Source organism: Shewanella sp. W3-18-1 (assembly GCF_000015185.1).
GTDB lineage: Bacteria > Pseudomonadota > Gammaproteobacteria > Enterobacterales > Shewanellaceae > Shewanella > Shewanella putrefaciens.
The window spans coordinates 894,276-907,726 of the sequence record NC_008750.1; the positions used below are offsets into that span (position 1 = coordinate 894,276).

Sequence of the window (13,451 nt, forward strand, 5' to 3'; positions counted from 1 at the left end):
ATAGTCGATCGGGATCAAAGTTTTTCGAGTGATCTAACTCCCAGTTTGATATTTAAGCGGTTAGTTCTGTTGTCACTGGTGGCGATGTCACTACGTCGTAAGTGTTATGCCCAGTATTGGGGAGGGGAATACTGGGCATTACGAAGTTGGCTCTCTAGGTATGGATGGCGCATTCACATTGCTTAGTATATAAGGCATTAATACCCCGTTAGTTCCATATAACCCACACCAGTATGGCTGCCGGTGAGTTGCACAGGGCCTTCCCAGTAAGGGGTTGAAAGAGGCATGGCGCTATTAGGGTTTAGTGGTCTAATCGTAAGGTCAATATTCTCACTTGGGATTTTAACTTGCCAACTAACAGGATAGTTGCCATTGACGGTTGATTGCCATTCGAGTGGCGTCATTTGAATGCCATTGGGGTGATCAGTAGAGTTAATATTGCGGCCTGTACCATCTTGAAACATGCGTCTTGCACTATAAAATGCTGAAATAGATTTATTCCCTTTTGATTCATGCGGTAACTCATCCCGTAATTGAAATAACATCAGTGCAGAACCATCGTTTAGTCGTAGGGCAAACCAGTCCCAACCCTGTTGGTTTTTAGTGAGAAATTGTGAGCTCCATTCCCTATCGAGCCAACCTTTACCCGTTACGTGCTCCACTTTGCCGTGACGGATAATTTCACCTGAAATATCAATAAAGGGCTGACTGTAATAATAGGAGGCAACTTTACCGTCACGGCTTTTTATGCTGTAACCGTTATCACCTTGATATTGCAGAGGTGCTTGGCTATCAAGCTTAAGTTGATAACTAAAATCTTCATTTTCGACGCTTAATATTGCGGGGAATAATGTCGTATTCTCACTCTTCCATGTCCAGTTATCTAAGCGGATCTGATAAGGGATTGCTTGAACATCGGCAAGCTCTTTGTGGTGGCGTGACCATTTTTCGTGAGCCATGTGAGTATGGTTTGAGGTTAAGGCGCTATGGGCGAAATATAATTGCCGACTTGCCCACGTTGATTCATTTTCCCTATGGGCATTTGCAGCGTTAAGGGCAATTCTAAATTGTGTCCACTGGGCGCCGAGTTGCTCACCCTGCTCTGTGGTTAGGTTTGCGGTCAGATACCACCATTCTTGCCTAAAATCATTATGGGCTAAGTGATCTCGCGGAAACTCGAAACGGTAACCTTGGATGACGGGCGCAAAGGATATCTCGCTATTTGAAGACGCCTTACCTGATGTACTGCTTAGCACATTCCCCATAGATTTTGAGGGATTGTTCTGTGTGGAAGGGGATTTATCGCAGCCAGTTGTCAGCATTAGCCCTATCAGAACATAAAATATGGTTTTGGCTATTGTTGGGTTTACTCGCGTTATCAGCTGCCTTTTTTTTGGCTTTTTCATCATAAAGTTTCCTGCTGTAAACTCGCCACTAAGGGTTTACGGGTTTGCCAATATAAGGGTAGAAGTACGGCCAGAGTGCAGGTAATGAGCGCAATAAGGATAGCATGACCGTAGGCGAGCCAATCCCAAATCATATGGATTGTCCAACCAAAGGCTTGCAGCGTGATTTTATGGATAAGCAGATACCCTAAAAGCGCACCCGTTGGCATTGCGAGTAAACAGGTGATAAGTACCACAATCAACATTTGGACAAAAACCATTATACGTAATGCTCTACGGCTTACGCCCAATGCATATAGTCGGGCCAGTGGCGCCTGCCTTGCCTGCGTTAACATTAAGCAGGCACTAAAAAGCCCAATGGCCGCCACAATTAACGTCAAACTGTTGAGCACTAAGGTAATCGAAAAAGTGCGTTTAAACATCGCAATGGCTTGGGTTTTGATTTTGGTCTGGCTGTAGATTTGTGCTCTTGATAATTCAAGCTCTTGTGCTAATTGGGCTTCGAGTTTATCAAGGTCTGTATCGCTTATCTTGGCTTGGTTTTTGCCATAAAAACTTGCCGCGAGGCTAATAGGTTGTATCGGTAATTGTGCTTTTTGCCACAGGTTTTGACTGATAATGACTTCATTTCGGGTATTGCCGTGATCATAGTAAATTCCGCCAATAATCAGCTTGTTATTATCCGATAGGCCCGTTTTATCGAGCACATCAAGCTCGGCAGTATCCCCAAGTTGTAAACCATATTTTATCGCGAGAGGTTCACTAATCAGTAAATAGGGTTTTTCAAAGTAGGATTGCCAAAGTGTGGGTAAACTTTCTTTAAGTGCACTGGTATAACGCACTGAATAATCATCGCGACTTAATAGATTGACTGGAATCGCCTGCTCACTTGAGGTTTTATTCGCGCTATTAAGCGTAAGTTGAGCGTCTATTTGCCATTGCTGGTAAAGCCCGCTTACCCTTGGATCATTAGCCAGTTGGGCTTGTATTGCTTCAATGCGATGACTCGGTGGACGGATATAAAGATCGGCATGTAATCTGGTTTCCAGCCAAGCGCGTAGGGTTTGCTCAAAACTACCGACTAAGGTATTCATCGATACGTTGGCGCTGAGGGCGAGTAAAATTGCCATCATAGCGAGGGAGAGCGGGGCAATTAACTCGCGAGTTTCTGCGAGCAGGTATTGCCAGAGACCTTGGCGTGCAAAGGGCTGTAATATGCTGACTCCCCAATGTAGTAATAGCGGTAACAGCAAAGGGATCGCTATGGTGACTATGCCGAGTAGCACTAAACTCACATCATAACTTTGGCTAAAGGGAAATAGCAGGGCTGCAAGGCTTAATAAAATGCAAGCACAAATAAACTGTTTACTGTGGGTTTTTCGATGGGCTTGGGTGAGTTGATAGCGATTAGCCCCTTGGGCCAGTGATTGTCTCGTTAAGTCTAAATATAAAGGCAAGCAAGCGGCTAACGCGGCCACAAAAGTGAGTGCTATCGCCTCAAATAACCATGTCCATTGCCAAATACCTGGCAGTAAATGGGCGCCATACATTTGCTCTAATGTCATTGCCACCATAGGTTGTAACCAATGGCTAAGCTGTAATCCGATGATAAACCCAAGGCATGCCCCTACAACCACGAGTAATACGAGTTCAACCATCAGCGCCGCCATCACGACACTGCGTTCCATTCCTTGCTGCAGAAGCTGAACCAGTAACTTTTGGCGTTTCATCAGGCTATAGCGTACGCCGTTGTACGCGATAAAGAGTCCGACTACGAATGCCAGCATGCTCATGGCATTGAGGTTTAAATGAAAACTGCGAGTGAGAGCGATAAGCGCTTGGCCCTGATCCTGCTGATTAAAGCTGGCTTTTTGTGGTGTAATCTCCAATTTATCGAGTTGGGATTTTAGTGCAGGGAGTTTGTCTCGTTCACTAAACAGGGCGATATAGCTGAGTTTCCCGTTAAGATTAAGCAAATGTTGGGCAAGGGATATATCCGCTAAAATGGCGCTGCCTAGGCCAAATTTATCATCGATAGCGATAACCTCTAGGGTCGTTTGCGCTAGGTAAAGCTGACCATTGGGGGCAATCTGTCCAGCTAAACTTTGGCTCATCACCACCACAGGATCGCCGCTTAACAGTGCGGCAAGGGGGAGATCTTGCATGGGAGTGTGAGTATCGTTTTCTTTATTGGCTTGGGATTTCTGTAAGGTGAGTGCTGCCGCTAAATCACTGCCTTCAATTTGCCAAAACTGACCATCTTTACCAGCGACTCGACCATTAACCACGGAAAGACTTTGGCTGAGCCCTGCTTGTCTTAGGGCGAAATATACGGATTCGTCTAAGGTATCTTGTCCTATTGGCGCAGTCAGTAATACATCCGCTCGTTGGCTTAGGAGTTCGGTGGCTTCACTATAACTGCGAATCGCGTTGTCATTGGTCGCTTTGACGCCAATAAGCAGCGTTACGGCAAGTGCAATCCCTAGCAATGTGGCGCCAGCTTGGAGTGGTGCGTGGCGATAATGGGCCAAGAATAGCTGTAAACCTAGCCTTATTCGCCTTAGTTTGCCACTAATGAGCGCTTGGTTTTTGATGGTTTTTTTAGCCATGATTTGTGTTTCCAAGGCGCGTGTCATCCTGAAATTGCCACGGCACCATGGGATAAATGCCAGCGTTTTTGCATAAAGGCCGCACATTCCTCGCTATGGGTGACCATCAAAATGCTGGTGTGGCTTTCCCTTGCGAGTTCACAAAGTAGTGACATCACTTGCTTACCCGCCACGTCATCTAAGTTACCCGTGGGTTCATCGGCAAGCAGCAAACTGGGTTTGTGGGCTAAGGCACGGGCAATGGCGACTCTTTGTTGTTGTCCACCGGATAGCGCTTCAATCTGCCGTTGTAGCAGTGGTGTAAGATCCAGTTTATCCACTAAATAATCACACCAAGGCGACCATGATTGCTGGATAAGGTTGAGGGAAAACGCGATATTATCTTTTACATTCAGTGGTGTCAGTAAGTTAAATTGCTGAAATACGACCCCCAGTGATTGCCGTCGAAAGTGACTCCATTGACTATCTTGCCAGTTTTTAGTTGATTTATTTTCAAGGAATATTTCACCTGAATCTTGTGTTTCAAAGCCTGCAATAAGATTTAGCAAAGTGCTCTTTCCACTTCCGCTAGGCCCTGTGAGCGCAACTGTGTCACCTTTGTGGATCGCTAAGTCAACCGATTGCAGTACGGCATGGCGCAGTTCTCCATCGCGAAAACTTTTACTGATCTGAATGAGTTTAGCGACTTCCGTCATTTGAACTGTTCCTTATTGTTCGTGACAAGCTAAAGGATAAACATAAAGCAATTTGTATTCACATAGATACTGATATTTCTATTAAAAAGTTCACTTTAGATTTGGCCAGTGTAACCATGTTATCTCAAATACCGAAAAACAAGTGTGCTCAAAAATTCACCAAATAGGCGTGTGGGTCAATAACTGTGAGCAAACAGGCTTGAGCTCTTAACGGGTTTGTTGCATGCTGTGCGCCCTGTTAAATCAATATGCTGATATTGAGTTAACAATCCGTTCGGATGAAGGTAGCAGGAGAGTGGGGAATTAACCCCACACCGACGAGGCAACTTTGTCTTTTTATCCCACACTCGATTTTTAAAATCAGTTGCAGGGATGAGAAGCAAAGCACTCTTTCAGGTGCCGTAAGGCGTGGACTGCTACTGGACGAGCCTCTGGAGAGACTACCGCTACACTTGATAGTGTGGAAAGGTGGCGCCGAAGGCGAAAGTGTCGCCGTGTTCTTAATGAAGATGCGACGCGAAACGCTCAGGCAAAAGGACAGAGGAGAGGATGACTGCACAGTCCCTGTCGTTTGTCGTGGGCGTTTTTTAGGTTGAGTGAGTTGAAATGGGTATGTTGTCTATGCCACAGATCGATCCACACAGGTGAAAAAGCGCACTAAGCATGCCATGTGTTTGTGTCTCAGCCATTTCTTTTCCTCCTCCCTTATTAATTTAAGTTGTTTAATAATTGAGGAATATCATGAGTTTTGAAGTCTTGCTCAGCAGCCTAAACGGTATTGTATGGGGTCCTATCACACTTTGTTTATTAGTTGGCACAGGGATTTATCTCACTGCGCGGCTAAAGCTTATCCAAGTTTTTCGTTTGCCTATGGCGCTCGGACTATTATTTAAACCCGCCAAAGGCCATGGTGATTTATCCTCCTTCGCCGCACTCTGTACTGCGTTATCAGCCACGATTGGTACCGGTAATATTGTTGGCGTGGCGACGGCGATCAAAATGGGAGGGCCTGGGGCCTTATTTTGGATGTGGTTGGCGGCCTTTTTTGGTATGGCGACTAAATATGCCGAGTGTATGTTGGCGGTAAAATATCGAACAACCGATGCGAGAGGTCAGATAGCAGGTGGCCCAATGTACTATATCGAGCGTGGCCTTGGTCTGCATTGGATGGCAAAGTTATTTGCACTTTTTGGCGTTGGCGTAGCGTTTTTTGGTATTGGCACTTTTGCACAGGTGAATGCCATCAGCGATGCGCTGACGATTGCCTTTGAGGTGCCGACTTGGTTAACGGCTGTGGTGTTAACTATGCTGGTTGCGGCTGTCACGTTAGGGGGCGTTAAGCGCATTTCGAATGTGGCACAAAAGCTGGTGCCTGCTATGTCGATTGGCTATATCCTTGCCTGTTTGTGGATATTGATTAGTTTTGCCGATCAGATTATGCCTGCGCTTGGTCTTGTGATTGAATCGGCATTTACCCCATTATCTGCGGCGGGCGGATTTTTAGGCGCGACGGTTGCTCAAGCCATTCAAATTGGTATTGCTCGGGGGGTGTTTTCGAATGAGTCGGGTCTTGGCAGCGCTCCCATTGCAGCAGCTGCGGCAAAAACCAATGAACCAGTAGAGCAGGGGCTTGTCAGTATGACGGGCACTTTTTTCGACACCATCATCATTTGTACTATGACGGGCTTAGTGCTGATTATTACAGGTGTATGGAGCGGTGATACCGCGGGCGCTGCAATGACTAGCGCGGCATTTGCCCTCGGGGGCTCTGCGGTTGTCGGCCAATATTTAGTGACAATTGCCCTCGTTTGTTTTGCTTTTACGACCATTTTAGGTTGGCATTATTATGGTGAACGCTGCTGGTACTATCTGGTGGGTGAGCGCGGCTTACGTGTGTATCAAGTGGTTTTTCTTGTCTTAATCGGGGGAGGAGCATTTATCAAATTAGATGTGATTTGGCTATTAGCCGATACTGTCAATGGCCTAATGGCTATCCCTAATTTGATTGCTATTGTGGGTTTGCGTCATATCATTATTGCCGAGACTCAACATTACTTTGCGCGAATGCTCCCAAGCCGCAACGTAGAGACTATTTATTAGTGCTGTTAAAACAATAAATTACTTCACATTATTTTAACGCTAAGGATTGTCGCCTCATGGTTCTTCGTTTACTTTATATAAGTGCTGTTTAACGACGTGTGCTTTTAAACTCGATGACTTTGGGGCGATGCTATGGATAGAAGTAAACTTCGTACCTTCCGCAGTAGAATTTTATCTCACATCGCCTTGCCTTTGATTTTAATTATGACGGGTGTGTATGGCGTAAACTCTTGGTTTAAATATCAAGCATTAGAAAAAACGCTCTATGAAAAATTAGAACAGCAGGCTAGCCATTCGGCTTCTCGGTTACAACTTATCCTCGAACATGCCCAAGCGAACACCCAAGGACTGGCAGATTTTATCGGTTTTTTATCTAATAAAGAGGGATTTAATGATATCGATAACGTCAAACAGGTATTGATGAATCGTTTGGAGCGAAACCCAGACTTTTTTGGTACTGCTGTTGCGTTTAAACCCGATGTATTTCCTAATCGAAAACTCTTTTCTCCTTATGTATACCGCGCTGGCGAGGCGTTGCATTACCTCGATATTGGTGCCGAGGGCTATGATTACACCGATGGTTCTTGGGACTGGTGGACGAATGCCATTAATCAAGCCAATGGCTATTGGTCTAAGGCATATTTTGATGAAGGTGCTGGCAATGTCCTTATGGTCACTTACTCCGCCCCTTTTGGCGTTTTAGATCATTATTTTGGTGTGGCTACTGTCGATCTCGCCCTCGATAGATTACCTAGCCAACTAGGTGTTGCGTCGAATCGCTTAGTTATATTAGACGATCAGGAACGACTCATTTTTCATGCCGATAGAGACAAAATACTGTCCACAACCTCGGCGCAGTGGCTCGATAAGAGCATGAAACACAATGGGGACTTTTGGTTACTCCAAGAGAAAAATCTCGATGGACAGGCAAGGTTTGTTGATGTGCAGGGGATTAGCTATCTTGCCAGTGTTGCAACTGTGCCTAAATTGAAATGGCGCGTCGTCGTTATGGTGCCAGAACAGGAGTTATTTACGGCTTTACTCGATGATATTGCCTCCATTGTGCTGGATTTAAGTTTGTTAACCTTGCTGTTATTGCTGACCTGCTATTTAACTGCAAAACGCCTGACCCGACCATTAGAGTTACTGGAATCAGGCATTCTCGCCTTTGGTCAAGGTAAAGCACAGCAACTTGTTATTCCTAAAGGTGCGGTGAGCGAAATTGTGACCTTAAGCCAGACCTTTAATCAAATGGCCGAGCTATTAGCTGAGCGTGAACAGGCCATTATCGACTCCCGTGGTAACCGCTTTGCTCGCTTAATTGACGGTATGAGTGATAAATCCTTTTACTGTTCACTCGAACCTTCAGGGCAGTTGGCCCAAGTGAGTGATGGTGTGACGAAAGTACTTGGCATTGCACCTGAGTTATTAAAGCGAAAATATCAACGGCTTTTCTCGGTAAATCCACTGAATGAAAAAAATTGGCAATACACAGATTTGGCCTTAAAAGGCCAAAATGTGCCTTCGCACCAAGTTGAAATGATTGATGCTCAAGGCCATTTAAGGCGCCTCGATGTCTTTATGCAGCCCTTAGTGTCAGAGACGGGCGAATTAATGTCGGTAGAAATGCTTTTTACCGATGTGACAGAGCAGTTTTCAGCGGCAGCTTGGTCAAATGCCGTGCTTGAAGCCGCACCAGAAGCCATGCTGATTGTTGATGAAAAAGGTGAAATCATCTTTAGCAATAGTCGTTGCCAACAACTGTTTGGTTATCATGCTGAGGCCATGTTAGGGCTGCAAGTTGAAGCTCTATTGCCCCAAGCACTAGGGAGTGAACATGTGCGTTATCGGCAACAGTTTTTACGTGATGGCCGCGATAGAAGCATGGCAAATGCGCGTCATGTCCGTGCTGTAAAGGCCGATGGTAACGAGTTTATTGCTGAAATTGCCTTAAGTATTCTCCCCGCCGATGTGGATGGCAGTAGACAGGTCGCTGCTTCCATTCGCGATATGACTCAGAAATTAGCCATCGAACAAAAAATCCGTGACAGTGAGCTACGTTTTCGCGGTTTGGTGGCGAATATTCCCGGTGCTGTTTACCGTACCCGTATCGGCGAGGTATGGGTGATGGAATATATCAGTGACAATATCGCCGATATTACGGGTTATGCGGCAAGTCAGTTTATCGAAAACCGCCAACGTAACTTCTCATCTTTGATTCTGGAAGAAGATCGTCCTCTGTGTCATCAGCATATTGATAAGGCATTGGCACAGCAAGAAACCTTTGAGGTGGAATATCGTATTCGCCACCGCGATGGCAGCATCCGTTGGGTGCATGAAAAGGGTAAAGCGAGCTATAACGAAGAGGGCTTCCCACTTTGGTTTGATGGCAGTATTGATGATATTACCGAGAGCAAACTCGTGTCTGTCGAGCTTGAAGCCTCACGTCAGCAGCTGACCAATATTACTGAATCGATTCCTTGTACTGTGTACCAGTTGCGTTGGCGTTCTCCCTCTGATCGCGCATTTACCTTTCTTTCTGGTGCCGCACTGCCGATGCTAGGGTTGCAACGCGATAATTTAATGAATGATTTTAATATTATTGCAGAGCGTATTTTTGATGAGGAAAGGCCTGAGGTTGTTCGTGCCTTAGCGGGTAAGAGTGACGATAAGTTGCAGTGGATCCGCGAGTTTCGTTATCGACATCCTAACGGCAGTATACGCTGGATGGAGGCTGGTGCGAGTGGTCACGTAGAGAGTGATGATGTGATCATTTGGAATGGTTACGTTATGGATATCACTCAGCGTAAAACTATGGAGCAAGAACTCGCCTTAAGTGAAGCGCACTTTAGGGCACTTTTTGATGGTGCAACCATAGGTATTATCAATATCGATGCTAAGGGCTTGATTCTGGATTGTAATGACCAATTCTGTGAAGACATAGGACGAGCCCGTGAGGAATTACGTAATATTCCCATATTTGATGTCCTTAGCCCACAGGATAGAGAGATTGCTAAAGCACAATTTAAAGATCTTGCTGATGGTAAAGTCGATCACTATCGTGGAGAACGTAGTTTTATTCGCCCCTCCGGTGAGCCAATGTGGATGACGGTTAATGTTTCCGCACTTTTTGACTGTCATCACCAATTTGAATCTGCAGTTGTCAGCATGGTGGATATGACCGAGCTTAAACTGTTGTCAGATGAACTGCTTATCGCTAAAGAAGAAGCCGATGCAGCCAGTAAGGCAAAGGGGGACTTTTTGGCCAATATGTCCCATGAAATACGCACGCCAATGAATGCCATTATTGGTATGTCACAGCTGTGTTTACAGACCGCGCTCGATAAAAAACAGAAAAACTATGTGGAGAAAATTGAGCGAGCCTCACAATCATTACTCTCAATTATCAATGACATCCTCGATTTTTCTAAGATCGAAGCCGGTAAGCTGGATATTGACGCCGTTCCTTTTCAACTCGATACCATGCTCGAAGATCTCAGTGATATGTTCTCGGAGAAGGTGGTTCACAAACAACTTGAGTTATTGTTTGCAGTTGCGCCCAATGTGCCACGGCATTTGTTTGGCGATTCGCTACGCTTAGGGCAAGTGCTGATCAACCTGATGAACAATGCGATTAAGTTTACTGAAAGAGGGGAAGTATTACTTTCTATCAACTTGGTCGAGCAACAGAATGATGATGTGACGCTGCGCTTTAGTGTACGCGATAGCGGCATAGGCTTAACCGATGAACAGCAAGCCAAACTGTTTAAATCTTTCAGCCAAGCGGATACTTCCACGACACGTAAATACGGTGGTACAGGCCTAGGTTTAGCCATTTGTAAACAGCTAGTGGAGCTAATGGGAGGTAATATTGGCGTTGAGAGTCAATTTGGGCATGGCAGTACTTTCTATTTCACGGTGAAACTGCAAATTTCCAGTGGTCAAAAGTTGACGGTAGGTCAAGAGCTCGAAGGCATGTCGGTGTTAGTGGTCGATGATAATGCGACGGCTAGAGACATTATGCGTACGGCACTGGAGAGCATGGGATTCAATGTTGATACAGTGCGCACAGGCGAAGAGGCTGTTAGTCGATGTATACAGCATGAGTATGCCGTAGCATTAATTGATTGGAAGATGCCGAGTATGGATGGGCTAGAAGCTGCACGGCAGATCCAACAGCAGGCTAAAGCCGCACCGCGGATCTTAATGGTGTCTGCCCATGCGAACCATGAATTTTTAACACAAATAGAGCAACTTGGATTAGCGGGATATATCAGCAAACCTATCAGTGCCTCACGCTTGCTTGATGGCATAATGAATGCCCTAGGTAGGGCCGGAATCTTACCGGTGAGGCGGCATAATGAAGCGTTAGATCCCCAACTCTTACTGCCACTTAAAGGAAAGCGTGTCCTCTTAGTTGAAGATAATGAGATGAATCTTGAAGTCGCCACAGAGTTTTTGGAGCAAGTGGGTATTATTTTATCCATTGCGACGAATGGGCAAATTGCCTTAGATAAACTGTCTCAGCAAAGTTATGACTTAGTGCTTATGGATTGCCAAATGCCAGTGATGGACGGTTATCAAGCGACAATGGCAATAAGGCAGCGGCCTGAGTTGGCACATCTCCCCGTTATCGCTATGACCGCAAATGCCATGGCTGGCGATAAAGAAATGTGCTTAAGAGCAGGGATGAATGACCACATCGCTAAACCTATCGAAGTCAATATTCTGTATCAAACCTTATTAAAATATCTTGGAGATGATAAGTCGCAATCGACCTTATTAGAAAACGCACAAGTTAATGATATTAAAAATAAACCTATCAATACTGATCCAGCAACTATGCTTAAATGGCCAGAGCATCCCGAGTTAGATATTGATAGGGGATTGCAACTTGTCCAGCATTCTGCACGTTTGTATCAACGGATTTTTGATCGATTTGTAAGCAGTCAGCGTAATGTTGTGGAGATGCTTCGTAAGGCTGTTAGTGCAAATAAACAGGAGGATGCCGTACGTATTGCCCACACGCTCAAAGGGCTTGCTGGTAATTTAAGTTCGAGCAAATTAGTTGAACTTGCTCGTTTATTAGAATTGCATTTGAGTGAAAATCAGCCTTATCAGGACGAGCTTGAGCAGATTGAAAAACTGGTTGCCTCTATTTGTGAAGCTATCGAAAAAGTAAAGCCTGAATTAGAGGACATTTCTGAGATTGGGATAGAGCCACTCTCCTCTGAACAGTTAATCATAGCGCTTAAACACTTACGTCAGAGTTTAGAAGAGGCCGATGCTAAGGCTGTGGAGCTGATTAATGCGTTAAAACCCCAAGTGAGCACCAAGTTATGGCAACAATTAAGCCCGGTACTGGCGATGATTAATCAATATCAATTTGATGAAGCGGTGGACTTGATTGACGAGGTTTTAGCAGAGTTAAATTCGCATTCCCAATGATGCACATCAAGATGGAAGGCTAGCTCAATAAGCCGAAACTTAATGCCATGGATGACGTGTCGAATATGTGCCTGTGTTTGATATCGGCTATGGAATAGCGTTGGTAAAAGAGCGGACAAAATAGTTTGTTATTTGGCATAAGTCGAGGTTGTGAATGGATAAGGCAACAATATTAGTCGTTGATGATACTCCCGAGAATATCGACATCTTAGTGGGTATTCTTGGAGAAGATTATAAAGTCAAAGTGGCTATTGATGGACCTAGGGCGTTGGCACTTGTCGCTAAATCCTTGCCGGATCTCATTTTATTGGATGTAATGATGCCGGGAATGAATGGTTATGAGGTTTGTAAGTTATTAAAACAAGAGCCACTGACATGCCATATCCCCGTTATTTTTGTTACCGCATTATCTGAAGTGGCTGATGAAACCCAAGGTTTTGAGTTGGGTGCAGTCGATTACATTACTAAGCCTGTCAGTGCGCCAGTTGTTAAGGCGCGAGTTAAAACGCATCTTGCATTGTATGATCAAAAGCGACTTTTAGAACAGCAAGTTAAAGAAAGAACACAAGAGCTAGAAGATACGCGTTTCGAAATTATTCGTCGCCTTGGCCGTGCCGCAGAATATAAAGATAATGAAACAGGCTTACATGTGGTACGTATGAGTCACTATGCGCGGTTACTTGCGATAAGGCTTGGTTTACCAACGACTTTTTGCGACTTGCTTTATAATGCAGCACCGATGCATGATATAGGCAAAATAGGTACACCCGATGCCGTATTAAAAAAACCGGGTAAGCTAGACCCTGAAGAATGGGAAATTATGCAACAGCACGCCGCCATAGGTGCAGAAATTATCGGTGAGCATAGCGACCCTCTATTACAAATGGCCCGTCGTATCGCCTTGACTCACCACGAAAAATGGGATGGTTCAGGCTACCCCAATGGGTTAATGGGTGAGAATATCCCAATTGAAGGCCGTATCACCGCGATTGCGGACGTGTTCGATGCACTAACATCCCAGCGACCGTATAAACAGCCTTGGACCATAGAGGCAACAATGGAGTTACTCGAAAACCAAGCCGGTAAGCATTTTGACCCTAAGCTGGTGGAGGCATTTAAACAAATCCTGCCAGAAGTCATTGCGATTCGAGATACCTATTTAGAGCATTGAGGATTAAATCTTAGTGAAAATA

Annotated in this window: 6 protein-coding genes and 1 riboswitch; of the genes, 3 read left to right on the forward strand and 3 right to left on the reverse strand. The window is 45.1% G+C overall.

Features of this window, described 5'->3' with window-relative positions:
• Positions 1 to 197 precede the first annotated feature (197 nt).
• From SPUTW3181_RS04125 to SPUTW3181_RS04135, 3 genes are read right to left on the reverse strand one after another with little or no spacing between them, the layout of a single operon-like run.
• Positions 198 to 1,409, reverse strand: a complete 1,212-nt coding sequence (locus SPUTW3181_RS04125; RefSeq protein ID WP_011788176.1) for a lipocalin-like domain-containing protein — start codon at positions 1,407 to 1,409, stop codon at positions 198 to 200.
• Positions 1,406 to 4,042 (reverse strand): ABC transporter permease, encoded by a 2,637-nt coding sequence (locus tag SPUTW3181_RS04130; protein WP_011788177.1) that lies wholly within the window; start codon positions 4,040 to 4,042, stop codon positions 1,406 to 1,408. Before SPUTW3181_RS04130 ends, SPUTW3181_RS04125 begins: the two co-directional genes overlap by 4 nt.
• The gene (locus SPUTW3181_RS04135; protein WP_011788178.1) at positions 4,039 to 4,710 is read right to left on the reverse strand and encodes an ABC transporter ATP-binding protein; all 672 of its coding nucleotides are present in this window, start codon (positions 4,708 to 4,710) and stop codon (positions 4,039 to 4,041) included. Before SPUTW3181_RS04135 ends, SPUTW3181_RS04130 begins: the two co-directional genes overlap by 4 nt.
• A gap of 421 nt (positions 4,711 to 5,131) precedes the next feature.
• Positions 5,132 to 5,261: riboswitch (glycine riboswitch) on the forward strand.
• 190 nt (positions 5,262 to 5,451) lie between these two features.
• On the opposite strand from SPUTW3181_RS04135, the gene SPUTW3181_RS04145 reads away from it, so the two are divergent.
• The 3 genes from SPUTW3181_RS04145 to SPUTW3181_RS04155 all read left to right on the forward strand — a co-directional run bounded on the left by SPUTW3181_RS04145 (position 5,452) and on the right by SPUTW3181_RS04155 (position 13,429).
• Complete coding sequence (locus SPUTW3181_RS04145) at positions 5,452 to 6,810, forward strand: alanine/glycine:cation symporter family protein (RefSeq protein ID WP_011788179.1); 1,359 nt, start codon at positions 5,452 to 5,454, stop codon at positions 6,808 to 6,810.
• A gap of 132 nt (positions 6,811 to 6,942) precedes the next feature.
• A complete protein-coding gene (locus SPUTW3181_RS04150) occupies positions 6,943 to 12,258 on the forward strand; it encodes a PAS domain S-box protein (protein WP_011788180.1) in 5,316 nt (1,771 codons plus the stop codon).
• 154 nt (positions 12,259 to 12,412) lie between these two features.
• A complete protein-coding gene (locus SPUTW3181_RS04155; protein WP_011788181.1) occupies positions 12,413 to 13,429 on the forward strand; it encodes a two-component system response regulator in 1,017 nt (338 codons plus the stop codon).
• Positions 13,430 to 13,451 lie beyond the last annotated feature (22 nt).

What these genes read in the sequence shown, in the direction of transcription:
- SPUTW3181_RS04125 (WP_011788176.1), bottom strand. Translation starts at nt 1,409, where the DNA reads ATGATGAAAAAGCCAAAAAAAAGGCAGCTGATAACGCGAGTAAACCCA.
- SPUTW3181_RS04130 (WP_011788177.1), bottom strand. Translation starts at nt 4,042, where the DNA reads ATGACACGCGCCTTGGAAACACAAATCATGGCTAAAAAAACCATCAAA.
- SPUTW3181_RS04135 (WP_011788178.1), bottom strand. Translation starts at nt 4,710, where the DNA reads ATGACGGAAGTCGCTAAACTCATTCAGATCAGTAAAAGTTTTCGCGAT.
- SPUTW3181_RS04145 (WP_011788179.1), top strand. Translation starts at nt 5,452, where the DNA reads ATGAGTTTTGAAGTCTTGCTCAGCAGCCTAAACGGTATTGTATGGGGT.
- SPUTW3181_RS04150 (WP_011788180.1), top strand. Translation starts at nt 6,943, where the DNA reads ATGGATAGAAGTAAACTTCGTACCTTCCGCAGTAGAATTTTATCTCAC.
- SPUTW3181_RS04155 (WP_011788181.1), top strand. Translation starts at nt 12,413, where the DNA reads ATGGATAAGGCAACAATATTAGTCGTTGATGATACTCCCGAGAATATC.